The sequence below is a fragment of the Luteimonas sp. AC640a genome (assembly GCF_979256585.1).
The window spans coordinates 375,917-392,203 of record NZ_CEEDOV010000010.1 but is presented as its reverse complement, the minus strand read 5'-3'; the positions used below and the strand labels follow the sequence as shown (position 1 = coordinate 392,203).

Sequence of the window (16,287 nt, the reverse complement as noted above, 5' to 3'; positions counted from 1 at the left end):
TGAGGGCAGGCGCCCGCAGCCATCCAGCCGCGAGCGCGCGGCCAACATTCCGTAGGTCAGAGCGCGAAGCGAAACCATCGCATCACCAGCGCCGTGAACCCAGCGACGCCACACAGGTCAGACGCGCATCACCACGCGCGTCCGCACTCGCCGATTACGGCGCGACCAGCCGCCGCACCACGTCCGGTAGCAATTCCAGCGTGTCCTTGAACACCAGGCCGTCGCCGACGGGCAACTCCTCGCCCGGTACGCCGATCTCCGAGCCGGTGAGAAACACCACCGGCACACCCGGCAGCAGTGCGCGCGACAGGCCCATCGCTTCCGCACCGGAGAAACCCGGCAGGTTCACATCCGACAACACCATCTGCGGTTTGAAATCGCGCAGCAGCTCGGTCAGGCCCGCCTCGCCGTAAGCGCGGCGGACCTCCACGTCGATACCCGCGTCGCGCAGGGCGAGCTCGGTCAGCTCGGCGTCGTCGCGTGAATCGTCGACGATCAGCACCCGCAGCGGCGTGGCCTCGACCATCACTCGTCGTCGGGCGTTTCGTTGAGCACGGCCCAGAACTTGCCCAGCGTGCGCACCGCTTCGAAGAACTGGTCCACGTCCACCGGCTTGACCACGTAGGCGTTCACGCCGAGGTCCCAGCTGCGCGCCAGGTCGCTCTCTTCGCGCGAGGACGACAGGATCACCACCGGCATGCGCTTGAGCGTCTCGTGCTCGCGCAGCTGCTTGAGCACTTCCAGGCCGTCGAGGCGCGGCATCTTGATGTCGAGCAGCAGCACCGCCGGATCACCCGGTGCGCGGTCGGCGTATTTGCCACGCTGCAGCAGATAGTCGAGCGCTTCCACGCCGTCTTCCACATGCACGATGGGGTTGGCGAGGTGGGCGTCGCGCAGGGCGTCGATCGCCATTTCCGCGTCGTGCGGGCTGTCCTCGGCGAGGAGGATTGTGCGGATTTCGCTCATGTCAGGCGTGTCCAGAAGAAGAAGACGGACCCGCCTCGGCAACCGAAGCGGGCAGGGTGAAGTGGAACGTGGCGCCCTTGCCGGGCTCGGCTTCGGCCCAGATGCGGCCACCGTGACGACCCAGCACGCGGCGCACGCTGGCCAGACCCACGCCGGTGCCCGGGAACTCGGTCGCCGAATGCAGGCGCTGGAACACGCCGAACAACTTGCCCGCGTACTGCATGTCGAAGCCGGCGCCATTATCGCGCACGCTGAACTGGTAACCGCCATCGGCGCCGCGGCGACAGTCCACCTCGATCTGCGCCGGCTCGCTGCCGGTGCTGTACTTGACCGCGTTGCCCAGCAGGTTGAGCCACACCTGCCGCAGCATGTTCTCGTCGCCGACGATGATCGGCAGCGGCGTGATCGTCCATTCGATGCGGTGACCGGGATGTTCGGACGCCGCGTTCGAATCCAGCATCGCGCGGGTGTCGGCGACCATCGACTGCAGGTCCACGCTCTGCAGGCGCAGCGCGCTGCGGCCCAGGCGCGAGTACACCAGCAGATCGTCGATCAGCGCCGACATGCGCCGCGCCGAGCCGCCGATGACGCCCAGGTAATGCGTGGTCTTCTCGTCGACCTCGGTGCCCAGATGCCGGCCCAGCTTGTCGGCGAAACCGGCGATATGGCGCAGCGGGGCGCGCAGATCGTGGGAGACCGAATAACTGAAGGCTTCCAGCTCGCGGTTGACGTCCGAGATCTGCTCCACCTTGCCTTCGAGCTGCTGGTTGAGCTCGCGGATCTGGCGCTCGCTCAAGGTCTGCGCGGTCACGTCGGAGGCCGTCACCAGCACCACCGCATCGTCGCGATCGGGCAGCGGCATGCGCCGCGCATTGATCAGCATGGTGCGTTCGATGCCGTCCACCGTGCTCTGGTTGAGGCGGTGGTCCCACAGCTCACGGTCGCGGGCGAGCACGTCGTGCAGCCGGCGCAGCGTTTCCGCGTGATCCCACGCGCCTTCGCCGATTTCCGCCAGCCGCTCGCCGCGGATCTCGCCGCCGCTCACGCCATAGAGTTCCGCGAACGCGGCGTTGTGCATGACCACGCGCTGGTCGCGGTCGATCAGCACGATCGGCTCGCGCACGCTGTCGAGCACCAGCGCCGAGCGATTGCTGGCGCGCGCGGCCAGTCCCTCGGCCTGCCGGCGTCCGCTCTGCTCGCGCAGTGCGAAGTAGCTCGCGCCCAGCAGCAGGGCCAGCTGCACCAGCATCGAGGTCCAGCGGGCGATGTCGGCATTGCGGTCCGCGCGGTAGGCGGCCGCACTGCGGTCGGCCAGCAACGACTGTTCCTCGCCGACGATCTCGTCGATCAGTCGCTGCAGCGGATACAGCACCAGCATGTCGTCGATATCGCGGGCGCTGGCCGCCTCGCCCGCACCGTAGACCGCGTCCACGCGCTGGAGTTTCTGTTCGATGTTGCCGCGCAGCGCGCCCAGGCGCGCCAGCTGTTCGGGGTTGTCGCGGGTCAGCTGCAGCACCGCGTCCACGCTCGGCAGCACCCGTGCGCGCGCTTCGTCGAAACGCTGGCGCAGCGCCGGCGTATTGATGCCGCGGGTGCGGATGACCGCCGCGCCTTCCAGGCTGCGCGTATCCGCCGCCACCGTCTGCATCAGCGATTCCACCTCGCGGGTGTGCAGCACCTTCTCGGTCGCGTAGTCCGCTTCGCTGATCGCCGACCGCATGATCAGGAACGGTCCCACCACAATCGCCACGATCGCAACGCCCAGGACAGGCAGGCGCCAGCGGCTCAGCAGGGAGGGGGCGGGTGTGGCGTGCGGCATCGGGCGGGTGTCTCGCGCGGGCGGAGCGGTCGCGCATGATGCCGCATCCACCCCTGAACACGGGATCATCGCCGAGGGGCCCGTGCGTGGCAACGCGCACCGTCCGCTGGCGTCCGGTGTCAGTCGCGCCGCCTGTTAGAATTCAGGGTCCGAACGACCCCCATGAGACGCGGGCATGCGCGCCGCGCTGGAGCACAGAATGAACTGGCTGAACGACGTCCTGCAGAACGACCCCGATCCGACCGAGACCCGCGAGTGGGTCGAGTCGCTCAAAGCGGTCATCGACGTCGGCGGTCCGGAACGCGCCCACCAGCTGCTGGAGAACATGGTCGAGCTGACGCGCCGCGCCGGTGCGCACCTGCCGTTCGCGCCGACCACCGAATACGTCAACACCATCCCCACGCATCTCGAGCCGAAGATGCCGGGCAATTCCGAGCTGGAATGGCGCATCCGCTCCATCATCCGCTGGAACGCGATGGCGATGGTCGTGCGTGCGAACCGCAAGCCCGGGGATCTGGGCGGCCACATCGCCAGCTTCGCCTCGTCGGCCACGCTGTATGACGTGGGCTTCAATCACTTCTTCCGCGCGCCGTCGGCCGATCACCCGGGTGACGTCATCGCCACCCAGGGCCACAGCTCGCCGGGCATCTACGCGCGCTCGTTCCTCGAAGGCCGCTTCACCGAAGCCCAGCTCGACCACTTCCGCATGGAAGTCGACGGCCAGGGCATCTCGTCCTATCCGCACCCCTGGCTGATGCCCGATTACTGGCAGGTGCCCACGGTCTCGATGGGCCTGGGCCCGATCGCCGCCATCTACCAGGCGCGCTACTGGAAGTACCTCGAAGCCCGCGGCCTGATGCCCAAGTCCGACCGCAAGGTGTGGTGCTTCATGGGCGACGGCGAGACGGACGAGCCGGAAAGCCTCGGCGCGATCTCGGTCGCCGGCCGCGAGGGCCTCGACAACCTGGTCTTCGTCATCAACTGCAACCTGCAGCGCCTCGACGGCCCGGTGCGCGGCAACGGCAAGATCATCCAGGAACTGGAAGGCGGCTTCCGCGGCGCCGGCTGGAACGTCGTCAAGACCGTCTGGGGCAGCTACTGGGATCCGCTCCTTGCCAAGGACAAGGACGGCATGCTCAAGAAGCTGATGATGGAGACCGTCGACGGCGAGTACCAGAACTGCAAGGCGTTCGGCGGCGCATACACGCGCGAGAACTTCTTCGGCAAGTACGACGAAACCGCGAACCTCGTCGCCAACCTCAGCGACGACGACATCTGGCGCCTCAACCGCGGCGGCCACGATCCGCACAAGGTCTTCGCCGCCTACCAGAACGCGATGGACACCAAGGGCCAGCCCACGGTCATCCTCGCCAAGACGGTCAAGGGCTACGGCCTGGGCAGCGCCGGCGAGGCGCTCAACCCGACCCACAACACCAAGAAGCTCGACGACGAAGCCGTGCGCACCTTCCGCGACCGCTTCAAGATTCCGGTGTCCGACGCCGCGCTCAAGGACGGCGAAATCCCGTTCTATCACCCGGGCAAGGATTCCGAGGAAGTGCAGTACATGCTCGAGCGCCGCCAGGCGCTGGGCGGCTTCCTGCCGCAGCGTCGCCGCAAGAGCACCGAGACCCTCAAGGCGCCCGAGCTCAAGGTGTTCGACCGCCTGCTGCAGGACACCGGCGAGCGTTCCATCAGCACCACCATGGCGTTCGTGCAGTCGCTGTCGATCATCCTGCGCGACAAGCAGGTGGGCCCGCGCGTGGTGCCGATCGTGGCGGATGAGGCCCGCACCTTCGGTATGGAAGGCCTGTTCCGCCAGCTGGGCATCTATGCCCCGCAGGGCCAGAAGTACAAGCCGGTCGACCGTGACCAGCTTTCGTACTACCGCGAAGACGCGGCCGGCCAGGTGCTGGAAGAAGGCATCACCGAAGCCGGCGCGTTCTCCAGCTGGATGGCGGCCGCGACGAGCTACAGCACCAACGACGTGCCGATGCTGCCGTTCTACATCTACTACTCGATGTTCGGCTTCCAGCGCATCGGCGATTCGGCCTGGCAGGCCGCCGACATGCGCGCCCGCGGCTTCCTGCTCGGCGCCACAGCGGGGCGCACCACGCTCAACGGCGAAGGCCTGCAGCACGAAGACGGCCACAGCCACCTGCTGGCCGGCGCCATCCCGAACTGCCGCGCCTACGACCCCACCTTCGCCGGCGAAGTGGCCGTGATCCTGCACTACGGCATGCAGCGCATGCTCGACCAGCAGGAAGACGAGTTCTTCTATCTCACCCTGATGAACGAGAACTACAGCCACCCGGCGCTGCCCGAAGGCGCGGCCGAGGGCGTCATCAAGGGCATGTACCTGCTCAAGGATGCCGGCAAGGCCAAGAAGGGCGAGCTGCGCGTGCAGCTGCTGGGCTCGGGCACCATCCTGCGCGAAGCCATCGCCGCCGCCGAGCTGCTGGACAAGGACTTCGGCGTCACCGCCGACATCTGGTCCTGCCCCAGCTTCACCGAGCTGCGTCGTGATGGTTGGGATGCGGAGCGCTGGAACCGCTTCAACCCCGAAGCCAAGACCCCGCGCAAAGCCTACGTCACCCAGCTGCTCGAAGGCCGCCAGGGCCCGGTCATCGCCGCGACGGATTACGTCCGCGCGTTCGCCGACCAGATCCGCGCCTTCGTCCCGGCCACGTACACCGTGCTCGGCACCGACGGTTTCGGCCGCTCCGACACCCGCGCCAACCTGCGCCGTCACTTCGAGGTCGATCGTTACTACATCGCCCAGGCCGCTATCGAGGGCCTGATGAAGGACGGCAAGATGACCGGCAAGGATGTCGCCCGGGCGATCAAGCTCTACAAGATCGATCCGGAGAAGGCGAATCCGGTCGGGGTCTAAGATCGTCGTTGTTTTGATATATAGAGAAGGCGGCCATTGGCCGCCTTCTTAATTTTCGGGATAGGAGTTGAGACATGAGTTCTCTCCGAGCTGACTGGGGCGATGCTTCGGAAAAATTTGATCCGATCAAAAATTTTGTCGGAGAAAAAGACCTCACTGGCATAAACGAAGCTCAAACTCGCTACGACGTTATTGATCGGCTCGTAAGAGAAGTGCTCGGATGGCCAAATGGTATGGTCAGAGTGGAGGAGCATTCCGCGGGTCAACGGTCCGGATTCGTGGACTACTTACTTCGTGCGGGAGACTTCTCGATAGTCGTCGAAGCTAAGAAAGTGGGCGCGGCGTTTCCGTCGCCAACAGACAAGACCAGGCTAAAATTTAACGGCTCAGTACTTTCTACCAAAGAAATTTCAGACGCCATAGAGCAAGCCAAAGCGTATGCAAAAGTAAAAAAGGCAAAGGTTGTCGTAGTCACTAACGGATTTTGTTGGTGCTACTTCAATCTTGAGAAGTCGGATGGCGACAGCTACGCCAATCTCCTTTTTCCCTTCTCTAAGGATGGCCACGCAGAGCGTCTTTTCGATATTTTTGCATGCAGCAACGTCGCTTTAGGCAGCTTATCTAAAGTTACAAATGACGAGGTTGTGCCTGAGGAAAGGCTGCTCACCGCCTTTCGAGCGGCGGATGATCGAGTTGATCGGAATAATATTGCTGACCATATAGCGCCTGCACTAGATCAGGCGCTTTACTCAGAGTCATTGCTTGTAAATGTTGAAGCACTTAAAAGGTGCTTTGTTACGACCGAAGCGCGCACCAAGTTTGATGCAATGCTTGGAATGCATTTGGGAGACCCTAAGCCGAATTCTGTGGCGCCTGCGAAGCGGATTAATCGCGGAAAAAGCGGTGATCACCTTGAAACAATCCTAAAATCCTCCAGTCCAAGCTACGCTCCGCCCGTTACGCTGATTATTGGAACTGTCGGTGCGGGTAAATCAACGTACCTAAAGCATTTCGAATTGGTTGCGGGTCGAAATGCGCTGTCGGCCAAGAAAGCCCACTGGATTTACGTTGACTTGGAAGGCTTGGGTGTAGGCGGTGATCCAAGAAAGTTTATCTATGAGAAAATCCAGAAGTACTTAAATGCAGTTATTTCAAGCCCGGGCGGCCACGAGAAGTATGTGAAACCCGCCTATGCACAGGATATAGAGGCTTGGAAGTCGGGCCCGCTCGCAATGATGGCCGGCGACTCCAATGAGATAAATAAAATCTTATCGCGAAAGATTTTTGAGGACTACGAAAAGATCGAGCCATACGTTGACAAAGTATTAGGTCACATGGCGAGTAATTCACTCGCGGTCATTGTTTTAGATAACGTGGACCTGTACGAGGACGATTCGCTGGAGACTCGAGTTTTTGCCGAAGGCCTCGCGCTGTCGAAACGAGTTTTCTGCCATGTGATGGTCAGTATTCGAGACACAACGTTCGTGAGGCACAAGACGGACTCTGCATTTGATGCTTATGAGCTACGCAAGCTGTGGCTGGATCCGCCGCCGCTAAAAGCAGTTATTTCCGCACGACTTTCGTATTCCAAGAAGATACTTGAGAAGAAATCGGCGACGATTGACCTTCCTAATAATAAATATCTTAGTGTTCCTGATATGAGTTTCTTTTTTGATATAGTTCAACAGAGCATACTGAGGGGTGAGGCTGGGGACTATATCGAAGCTATATCCGACCTAAATGTACGAAAAGGTATATCCCTGGTGAAAAACTTTCTTACTTCGGGGCATATCGAGGCCGATCGGGCTCTCCAGCAGTATTTGGCCGGAAACGTTACCTACTACTTTCCTTTTCACGAAGTTTTCAAGGGTTCCATGCTCGGGCAGTGGCTTCATTTTAGTGAGTCCCGTGCGGAAGGTATAAATATTTTCGACTCAAGGCTCGGTTCGAGGCGTCTTCGTCTCTTGCGCTGCTTCGTGCTTCAGTTCCTTTTGCAGCGCGCAAGGTTCGATCACTCCATGGAGGTTAAAGTTTCGGAGTGTTACGAAATTTTCGCTGGAGCGGGAGCTACCGAAGATAACGTCCGGGATTGTCTTGCAACGCTTCACAATCACAGATTGATCAAGACGGTCGACTCCGCCGATGTGTCTAGCTCATCGTCTGTAATGGTGACTCGATCCGGTGGCTTCTACGTAAAAATTCTTTCCCGTAAATTCGTATATGTAGAAGAGTGCATGTACGACACGGCTATCGATAGCTCGGTTTGGCAACGAGTGCATGATCTCACTGCAGAAATTCTTGTCGAAAGTAATCCCGTCGTCAAAATGCGATTGAGGAAGAACAGGATGATGGTTTTCTTGCAGTATTTGTCTGACATTGAAAAGGAGGCGTCGGCGGATGATCCTCGCCTTGACGGTTACAGGACTATTGAATTTATTAGGACTGCTGTCTTGGACAATGTCGATGAAGCAATAAGGAAGATTAAGTCTAATACGCCGAAGAGAAACTGGGGCAGAAGTGTGTAACTTCAGCAAACGGTGCAGCAAACGGGATCAGGTTCACTTATCAGTTCGACTACGGCGACACTCAAGGAAGAAGTGCTTGTGCGGATTTCGGTGAGAATAGTGGCGCTGCAGTTGTGCCTCGCAACGCCGGCCTTCGCCCGGCCACCTGCCGAGATGGCCTTCTACGAGTTGTTGGATGCATTCAACCGCAACGATCGCACCGCGCTGACGGAGTTCAACAAGCGACGCTTCGGCGAGCCCGAGCACAACATCGGAGTAACGGGGTCAGGTTCACTTTCCGGATTACGAGGTAGGCGCCTTGCGCCGCTAACGGGGCTAGCTTCACTTATTATCCGCGCCGGCAGGCGGGGTGATGTCGCAGACGCCGTTGATCCTTTTGATCCACGCTTCGCCGACCTTGGCCGCCGCCTTCTCAGCCTCTCCGTGCCACAGGCTGATAAACGCGCAAGAAATCATGACGGCGGCAAAGATCGAAATGACCCACTGGGTGAGGCCGCTGATGTGCGCTGCGTAGTACGCGGCGCCGGCACCACTGAAGGCGAACAAGAAATATCGAATGAGCGGCCAGTAGCGTAGAAGTCCGCGCGTGGTCTGGTTGCGATGTATTGAGTACTGCCAGCTGACCGTCCGTGTGTCAGCGTCGTAGCTGAGAAATGCCCAGATTTCGGACAGATCACTCAACGCTTGGCTTGCGTGCGGATGTGCAAGCGCGGCGCGAATGACATGTGCGGGGAGATTCGTGCCGTACAGGTGGCGGATCGTCACCTCCAGCCACAGATCGTCGTCAATTCGCTTCGGATCCCATCGCTCCAAGAACTCGTTCCGGCTTTGATTGCGTCTGCCGTGCAGGCCGAACAAGCCGCGCGCAGCGTAGAGCACCAATCCGAACAACACGACAGGAATGAGCAAGCCGGGACCGCCAGCGCCTAGGACGTCCTTGATCAAGTGCATGCCCTCCCTGGGCGATCGCGTGGAAATGAATTAACGGGCCAAGAGCGTTGCACGAAAGCTGACCGGATCTAGACGGCAATGCGTGCCTACCGCGCCCGGCAGCATGAACATCCGCGGCGACTGCCGGAAGTCGAACAGGCGATAGAGGTGGAACTGTTCGGCGTGCGTGTCCGAGAACGCCGCCTCGTTTGGCGAGATGAAGAAGGGGGTCTCGGCCAGGTACGCCGTGGTCTTGACCTCGATGAAGCGCTCGCGCCCATCTTGTTCGAACGACAGCACGTCGTGGCCCAAGCCATCGCCACGCGTTTGCGACACATGTTCGATGCGCTCGGCCAGTGTTCGGGCTCCTAGGCTGTGCAAGCGTCGGGCTTCGTACTCCATGACGAGTCGTTCGCCGGCGAGTCCGAGGGAGCGATTGAGTGCCTCGCGGTGCAGGTAGTCGCGCTTGATCGGCACGACGGTCGACCAGTCCTTTCGTGGCTCGCGGATTTTGCGGCTTGCCCGCGCGGGGGCATCGACCACAAACGTGTCGTAGCTTTCGAGCAGCGGGGTTTCCACCGCGCTCTGCACGTTGCGAAGTGCCGCCTCATCCAGCACACGGTCGGCTGCGAGCGCGTGGCCGACCGGGATCACGAGATCGCTCTGATAGTTGAAGCGGGGCAGGTAGCCGCGCAGCTGCGGCGCGTCATAGACCTCCATGAGTACCGCACTGATGTTAGCGTGCTTGAACTCGATGGCACCCCGGCTGCGCGCAGGTATGCACGCCTGCAGGCGGCGGTTGTGTTCCGCCTTGTTGAGCGCCTGACCCAGCTCCTGCGTCCTCAACATCTGGAAATAGGTGGCGACCGTCGCTTCGATCTCCGCGTCGGTCCAAGGGGCTCCGGTTTCGCCTTCCATGATGTCCAATGCGCGCGCTCCTGCGGGGTCGTACCAGGATAGCGGGACGCTTCGTCGCATGGCTCGCCGAGGATGCGCTTCCCAGCTTCCCGCTGCTTCGACGACGCGGCAGAATCGGGCCAACGGGGGAGGGCGCATGGACAAGCCGTATTACCTGATCGATTTCGAGAACGTGCAGCCCAAGGCGCTCGACTGCCTCAAGCCGGGCACGTCGTGCGTCAAGGTCTTTGTGGGCGCACAGCAGACCAAGGTGATGCTGGATCTGGCGCGGGCACTGCAGCCGTTCGGCACGGACGCGGAGTACATCCAGATCACCGGTAGCGGGCCGGATGCTGTGGATTTCCACATCGCCTATTACATCGGATGCCTGTCCGCTCATGAGCCGAACGCCAGGTTCCGGATCGTCTCGAAGGACACAGGCTTCGATCCGTTGGTGCGCCACCTGGTGGCAAAGGGGGTCGACTGCAGGCGAATCCCGGAGCTCGGTCCAGTCACGAAACCGACCAAGGCGGCGACAGGCGTCCAGAAGACAAGCGCCACGAAGGCCGCGCCCGTCGAACCTGCATCCGCACCCGCTGCAGCCAAGCCGGCCGTCGCGAAGTCCGTAAAGACAGCGAGCATCAAGATCGTCGTCAGTCCACCGACTTCCGCGTCTGCGCCCAAAGTGCAGACGCGTTCCAGTGCCGCACACGCCGAGTCCGTACTCGCACTGCTGGCCAAGTCCACGAAGCCGGGCACAGTGTCGGGCCTACGGGCCTCGATCAAATCGTGGCTCAGGCCTGCACTGGACGAGAAGGCCATCGATGCAGTGCTTCAGAGCCTCAAGGACACACATCGCATCGTGATCGAAGGGACAAAAGTGAGATATCCGCCGCGTTGATTCTCGCAAGTAGCGGGGTCAGTTTTACTAAAACAGCTCGAATGAGACGACACTTGCTGCTGGGTGACCGGCAAGGATGAAATGCTTATGCGGATCTCGTTGAGGGCGGTCGCGTTGCTGCTATGCATCGTTACGCCGGTTTTGGCCAAACCGCCTGCCGAGACAGCATTCGACGAATGGCTGGACGCATTCAACCGCAACGACCGCGCCGCGCTGACCGAGTTCAACGCACGGCGATTCGGCGAACCCGAGCACAACATCGAGTACCTGCTCGACAGCCGCGAAGAGACCGGCGGCCTGGATGTGGTTGCCGTCGAACGCAACGATTCCTTGGAGTTCGTCGCGTTGACGCAGGAGCGCAGCTTTCCGGTCCAGCGACGCATCACCGTGACAGTCGAAGACGCAGCGTCGGGCCTTCTTGACCACATCACGCAGGAGCCACTCCAGATTCCGCAGTCCGGATAACGGGGTCAGGTTCACTTCCACGTTCTGTGAGCTCTCGGTGAGAGCAGGTTACAACCGAGGCTGCAAGGAGAGCGCGCGATGGATGCAGCGACCCTAGGGGTTCTGATCGGAGGTTTCGTGCTTGGTGCAGGCTTTTATTGGGCGTGGACTCCCACTGCGCCCCTTGGTGTGATGGAGCCTTATCTGGGGCATGAGAGCTTTCAGCGCATGCGCGTGTGGGTCTGGGTCAAGTTTCTAGTGATGTTCCTGCCTTTAGCGATTTTTTTTCCAGAGGCAGACCCCGACTACCCGTTGGCGCAGAAAGCTTGGGCTGCACTCCTCGTTGGGTTCGCCACCTTGCACGCACGTTTCCTTGCGACAAGCGAGGCGCGGTGGGACATGAGAGCGGGCGTGAGACCGTTCCCAACCGATAGCTAGGGTTCCAAACTTCTCGGCTCGATTAGGGACACACTTGCTGCTCCGGTGACCAACAAGCAGGGATGCTCATGAGGATCTCGTTGAATGCGGCAGTTTTGCTGTGTTGCCTCGCAATGCCGGCATTGGCCAAGCCACCAGCTGAGACAGCTTTCGACGAATGGCTGGACGCATTCAACCGCAATGAACGCGCTGCGCTGACCGTGTTCAACGCACGGCGATTCGGAGAGCCCGAGCACAACATCGAGTACCTGCTCGACAGCCGCGAAGAGACCGGCGGTCTGGATGTGGTGGCGGTTGAACGCAGCGAACCATTGGAGTTCGTCGCGTTGACGCAGGAACGCAGCTTTCCCGTCCAGCGACGCATCACCGTGCAAGTCGAGGACGCAGCGTCGGGGCGTCTCGACCACATCACGCAAGAGCCGCTGCCGATTTCGCAGGCGAACGCGCTGGAGGCATTCGACGCTTTCGCCACGCAACTGGCGGCAGGGGATCGCTTCTCGGGCGTGCTGGTCATCGAACAGAACGGCCAGCGTCTCTACGCAAAGCCCTTCGGGCTCGCCAACCGCGAAAACGACACGCCGGTGCAGCTGGACACGCCGTTCCTGTTCGCCTCGCAAGGCAAGATGTTCACCGCCGTGGCGGTGCTGCAGCTGGTCGCGGCCGGGAAGCTCGGCCTGGATGATCCGCTCGGCAAGCACCTAACCGACTACCCCAATAAGGCGATGGCAGCCGTCACCATCCGGCAGTTGCTCGCACACCAGGGCGGCACCGGCGACATCGGCGTGCTGCAGCCGGACGAAGCCGCAAACCGCGCCTGGGTGCGCTCGATCGCCGATCTGATCAAGCTCAATGGCGACCGCGCACCGGTGTTCCCGCCGGGAACGGACTTCGAGTATTCGAACTACGGCTTCCTGCTGCTCGGCGCCGTGGTCGAGGCGGTCAGCGGACAGAGCTACTACGACTACGTGGCCGAACACGTCTTCACGCTGGCCGGCATGACCGCCACGCGCTTCCCGACGCTGGAAGAAATGGATGGCGTCGCACGCGGCTACACGCAGGCCGACGACGGCACGCTGGTGCCCAGTACCGATCAACTCCCATGGCGTGGCACACCAGCAGGCGGCGGCGTCACCACGGCCGATGACGAGGTGCGGTTTGTCGAGGCACTCAAAGCCGGCAAGCTGATCCCGCTGCCGCTGCTGGAAGACGCGATCAAGCAGCAGACCGACTGGTACGGCTACGGCTTCATCTCGTCGGGCCCGCCCGAGTTTCCGCACTGGGGCCACGGCGGCGGCGCACCCGGCAACAGCGCTGCCTTGTCGATCTATCCGACCAACGACATGACCATGGTCTGCCTCAGCAACCGCGACCCGCCGGTCTGCGACCGCCTGCTGACGCGGCTGCATTGGCATCTGTCGCCGCCGCCAGCACCCAGTGACGCCTTGGGGCGGTAATGCTGCAGCGCGTTCACCCGAAGCCGCGTAATGGCCGGCGGTTTGCGTACCAAGAAGATTTGATATAAATATCTATCAAATTTATAGAAAACTGATAGTTCGCCATGAAGCTACCGGTCAAGGCACCGCAACTCACTGATTTTTTTGGAAAGGGCGGCGCTGACGTTGCGACGCTGCTGCGCCACGGGATCGGCGCGGAGGTCAACGGCGTCTACGACCATTGGGACCATGTCAGGCATCTGACGCCACCTGCTGGGCTGAGCGCCGAGAGCTGGTGGGCCGGCATCAAATTGGCCCGCGCAGGTCTGGAGCGGCCTGTCGCTTTGGCCGACAAGGCGGGGCAGCCGTTCAACGTGTCGCTGACCAGCAACATGCAGCGGCAATTGCATTTTCTGGACCGCGAGGCAGCCGGTGCAATCCAGGCCAGTGGTCTGGTGGATGAGGACACGACGCGAAAGCACTATCTGATGCGTTCGCTGATCGAGGAAGCGATGACCTCATCGCAACTGGAAGGCGCCTCCACCACGCGGCAGATCGCCAAGGAAATGCTCAGCACCGGGCGTGCGCCCCGCGATCGCAGCGAACGGATGATCCACAACAACTACGCGATGATGCAGTCGTTGCGGCGGCGGCAGGCGGATCCCCTCACCATCGATTCCATTCTCGAGATCCATCGCGAGTTGATGGATGACGCAATGGATGATCCATCGCAGGCGGGACGTTTGCGCACTGCCGAAGACAATGTTGTCGTCCAGGACCGGCTCGACCCTGAGATCGTCCTGCATGTGCCGCCGCGTGCTGCGGAACTTTCGCGACGGCTGCAGGCGCTCTGCGACTTCGCGAATGCCAAGGACGAGGGCGAGTTTCTGCATCCGATCGTCCGTGCGATCGCGATCCATTTCCAGATCGGCTACGACCACCCGTTCTGCGATGGCAACGGCCGCACCGCTCGCGCCTTGTTTTACTGGTCAATGCTGCGGTCGGGATACTGGTTGAGCGAGTACATCTCCATCTCCAGCGTGCTGAAGAAGGCGCCGGCGCCTTATATCCGCGCTTACCTCTACACCGAGAGCGATGGCACCGACCTGACCTACTTCGTCGCGCACCAGTTGAACGTCATCATCGATGCTGTCGAGGGCTTGCGTGGCTACCTCGCGAGAAAGGCACGGGAGCGCAGCCAGGCCGAAACACTGTTGCGCCCCGGTTCTCCATTGGGCGCGCTGCTGAACCACCGTCAGCGTGCGCTGCTGCTGCACGCCATCCGCAACCCCGAAAGCGCCTACGAGATCGCCGGTCACCAGGCGGCCCATCGGGTCACCTATCCAACCGCTCGCGCGGATCTCTTGGGCCTGGTCAAGCTGCGGCTGCTCGATCAAGGGCGCAGCGGAAAGGCGTTCGTGTTCACACCTGCGGAAGAGATGTCCAAGCGTCTGCAGCGTTGAGGTGCAGGAGGAAGACCCAAGCAGGGGACGGGAACGTCGGACGCGGGGACGAGCCAGTTTGCGGACTGGTGAAAAAGTCACTTTCTGCTTCATGCTGCGCTACCGATTCCGACGCGCTAAAGCGATCGGATGACGAGGGGTAACGGTGCCGGGTTCACGTACTTAGCGGGCTGACGCCTCCGGCCGTCGTCTTCACTGTGCGTCGAGCCACTCCTCCAGCAACGATTCGGGCATGGGGCGCGCAAACAGATAGCCCTGGAAATGGTCGCAGCCCATCCCGATCAGCAGATCGCGCTGCGTAACGGACTCGACACCTTCGGCGAGCGCGCTCATGTGCATCACTTGGGAGATCTCGATGATCTTGCCGAGCAGGCGCTGTGCGCTGTCCTGGGCGGTGGCTTCCTGCACGAACTGGCGGTCGATCTTCAGCTTCCGCACCGGCAATTGGCGCAGCGTCGCCAGGGACGAATAGCCGGTGCCGAAGTCATCCAGTGCCCAGGTGATTCCCAACGTCTCGATGGCCCGCATCTTGTCGACGATCGCCGATGTGTCGGTGGACAACGCGGACTCGGTGAGCTCCAGTTCCAGCAGGGCAGGGTCAATGCCCGTCTGGCGGATGACGGCGGTCAGGGACGGCGTGAAATCCTCGTCCATCAGCTGGATCGGGCTGACGTTGACGGCAATGCGGAGATGACGGGTGCGCGTCCCCTCGGACCATGCCCGAAGCTTCTCGCAGGCCTGGCGCAAGACTTCCAGGCCGATGTCGCTGATCAGCGTGCTTTCTTCGGCGACGGGGATGAACACGTCGGGTGACAGCAGGGTGCCCGACGGGTGGCGCCAACGCGCCAGCGCTTCCACGCCCGTGACCGTGCCATCGCCCCGTACCTGCGGCTGATAGCGCAATTCGATCTCGCCGTTGCGCACGGCCCGGCCCAGTTGGCGCTCGAGACGCAGGCGCTTGCCGACGTCTGCCCGATAGATCCTGAAGATGGCCGCCAGCAGCGCGATGGCAATGAGGATGTTGGATCGTGCGCCCCACTCCCGCACCTCCAGGGGCGGCGAAATCTGCGGCGCCAGTGGATCCAGTGCACCGGCCGCGAACGCGGCGAACGCGGCCAGGCAGATCAACGGGAAGACCAGGGAGCCGTAGCGCTCGCGCGCTTCGAACGTGAAGGCCGCCCCGGCGGCGAGCGGGAGCAGGAACATGTGCGTCGATCGCGGCACCCACTCGATGGGCGCGTCGATCAGCGAGATCGCGCACACCGCGGCGAGGATGCCGTGCGCGACGAACAGAATCGACCTGCCATCGCTGCGCTTGCTGCGGGCCAGTGCCAGTACGCCAACGACCATGACGCCCACGAACAGCACCGACAGTCCCGCGCGGTCGAAATACCAGTAGCACAGCGCCCACGCCAGCCCGAGAACCACGCATGCCACGCCTGTCAGCGACAGGAGGGCGGCCACCTTCTCGCGACGCGCCGTGGTCTGGAATTTCAGCATTCCGTGCTGATCGCGCCCATCGATGTCCGTCATTCTGTTGATCGTTCTTTCAGCGTTGGCGCGACGCGGCTACATCAATGC

Annotated in this window: 12 protein-coding genes; 6 read left to right on the top strand and 6 right to left on the bottom strand. The window is 61.9% G+C overall.

The window, feature by feature from the left end:
• Window positions 1–154: 154 nt before the first annotated feature.
• Genes ACZ9YD_RS10860 through ACZ9YD_RS10850 form a run of 3 tightly spaced genes read right to left on the bottom strand, consistent with a single transcriptional unit; the run spans window position 155 to window position 2,785 of the window.
• Window positions 155–526: a response regulator gene (locus ACZ9YD_RS10860; protein WP_465075224.1), complete on the bottom strand. Its 372-nt coding sequence runs from the start codon at window positions 524–526 to the stop codon at window positions 155–157.
• A complete protein-coding gene (locus tag ACZ9YD_RS10855; protein ID WP_465075223.1) occupies window positions 526–966 on the bottom strand; it encodes a response regulator in 441 nt (146 codons plus the stop codon). The genes ACZ9YD_RS10860 and ACZ9YD_RS10855 overlap by 1 nt, the downstream gene beginning before the upstream one ends.
• A 1-nt stretch (window position 967) precedes the next feature.
• Entirely contained in the window at window positions 968–2,785 is a 1,818-nt protein-coding gene (locus ACZ9YD_RS10850; protein WP_465075222.1) for a sensor histidine kinase, read from the bottom strand.
• Between the two features lie 199 nt (window positions 2,786–2,984).
• Between ACZ9YD_RS10850 and aceE the strand changes: the two genes are divergently transcribed.
• Window positions 2,985–5,675, top strand: a complete 2,691-nt coding sequence (aceE, locus tag ACZ9YD_RS10845; RefSeq protein ID WP_465075221.1) for a pyruvate dehydrogenase (acetyl-transferring), homodimeric type — start codon at window positions 2,985–2,987, stop codon at window positions 5,673–5,675.
• A 74-nt stretch (window positions 5,676–5,749) separates the two neighbouring features.
• Window positions 5,750–8,200, top strand: a complete 2,451-nt coding sequence (locus ACZ9YD_RS10840; RefSeq protein WP_465075220.1) for a hypothetical protein — start codon at window positions 5,750–5,752, stop codon at window positions 8,198–8,200.
• A gap of 321 nt (window positions 8,201–8,521) precedes the next feature.
• Here ACZ9YD_RS10840 and ACZ9YD_RS10835 read toward each other — a convergent pair whose 3' ends face one another.
• Window positions 8,522–9,145, bottom strand: a complete 624-nt coding sequence (locus ACZ9YD_RS10835; RefSeq protein WP_465075219.1) for a hypothetical protein — start codon at window positions 9,143–9,145, stop codon at window positions 8,522–8,524.
• 36 nt (window positions 9,146–9,181) lie between these two features.
• Complete coding sequence (locus tag ACZ9YD_RS10830; protein WP_465075534.1) at window positions 9,182–10,048, bottom strand: protein NO VEIN domain-containing protein; 867 nt, start codon at window positions 10,046–10,048, stop codon at window positions 9,182–9,184.
• Window positions 10,049–10,184: 136 nt separating this feature from the next.
• Here ACZ9YD_RS10830 and ACZ9YD_RS10825 point away from each other — a divergent pair, with 136 nt between their 5' ends.
• The 4 genes from ACZ9YD_RS10825 to ACZ9YD_RS10810 all read left to right on the top strand — a co-directional run bounded on the left by ACZ9YD_RS10825 (window position 10,185) and on the right by ACZ9YD_RS10810 (window position 14,706).
• Window positions 10,185–10,928, top strand: coding sequence for a PIN domain-containing protein (locus ACZ9YD_RS10825; protein WP_465075218.1), 744 nt, complete (start codon window positions 10,185–10,187; stop codon window positions 10,926–10,928).
• Window positions 10,929–10,991: 63 nt separating this feature from the next.
• Window positions 10,992–11,393, top strand: a complete 402-nt coding sequence (locus tag ACZ9YD_RS10820; RefSeq protein ID WP_465075217.1) for a hypothetical protein — start codon at window positions 10,992–10,994, stop codon at window positions 11,391–11,393.
• Window positions 11,394–11,878: 485 nt separating this feature from the next.
• On the top strand, window positions 11,879–13,264 hold the full coding sequence (locus tag ACZ9YD_RS10815; protein ID WP_465075216.1) for a serine hydrolase domain-containing protein: 1,386 nt from the start codon (window positions 11,879–11,881) through the stop codon (window positions 13,262–13,264).
• A 104-nt stretch (window positions 13,265–13,368) separates the two neighbouring features.
• Window positions 13,369–14,706: a Fic family protein gene (locus ACZ9YD_RS10810; protein ID WP_465075215.1), complete on the top strand. Its 1,338-nt coding sequence runs from the start codon at window positions 13,369–13,371 to the stop codon at window positions 14,704–14,706.
• 192 nt (window positions 14,707–14,898) lie between these two features.
• Here ACZ9YD_RS10810 and ACZ9YD_RS10805 read toward each other — a convergent pair whose 3' ends face one another.
• A complete protein-coding gene (locus ACZ9YD_RS10805; protein WP_465075214.1) occupies window positions 14,899–16,239 on the bottom strand; it encodes a putative bifunctional diguanylate cyclase/phosphodiesterase in 1,341 nt (446 codons plus the stop codon).
• Window positions 16,240–16,287: the final 48 nt, after the last annotated feature.

Excerpts from the sequence above, each read along its gene's own strand:
- ACZ9YD_RS10860 (WP_465075224.1), bottom strand. The coding sequence starts at position 526 with ATGGTCGAGGCCACGCCGCTGCGGGTGCTGATCGTCGACGATTCACGC.
- ACZ9YD_RS10855 (WP_465075223.1), bottom strand. The coding sequence starts at position 966 with ATGAGCGAAATCCGCACAATCCTCCTCGCCGAGGACAGCCCGCACGAC.
- ACZ9YD_RS10850 (WP_465075222.1), bottom strand. The coding sequence starts at position 2,785 with ATGCCGCACGCCACACCCGCCCCCTCCCTGCTGAGCCGCTGGCGCCTG.
- aceE (WP_465075221.1), top strand. The coding sequence starts at position 2,985 with ATGAACTGGCTGAACGACGTCCTGCAGAACGACCCCGATCCGACCGAG.
- ACZ9YD_RS10840 (WP_465075220.1), top strand. The coding sequence starts at position 5,750 with ATGAGTTCTCTCCGAGCTGACTGGGGCGATGCTTCGGAAAAATTTGAT.
- ACZ9YD_RS10830 (WP_465075534.1), bottom strand. The coding sequence starts at position 10,048 with ATGGAAGGCGAAACCGGAGCCCCTTGGACCGACGCGGAGATCGAAGCG.
- ACZ9YD_RS10825 (WP_465075218.1), top strand. The coding sequence starts at position 10,185 with ATGGACAAGCCGTATTACCTGATCGATTTCGAGAACGTGCAGCCCAAG.
- ACZ9YD_RS10815 (WP_465075216.1), top strand. The coding sequence starts at position 11,879 with ATGAGGATCTCGTTGAATGCGGCAGTTTTGCTGTGTTGCCTCGCAATG.
- ACZ9YD_RS10810 (WP_465075215.1), top strand. The coding sequence starts at position 13,369 with ATGAAGCTACCGGTCAAGGCACCGCAACTCACTGATTTTTTTGGAAAG.
- ACZ9YD_RS10805 (WP_465075214.1), bottom strand. The coding sequence starts at position 16,239 with ATGACGGACATCGATGGGCGCGATCAGCACGGAATGCTGAAATTCCAG.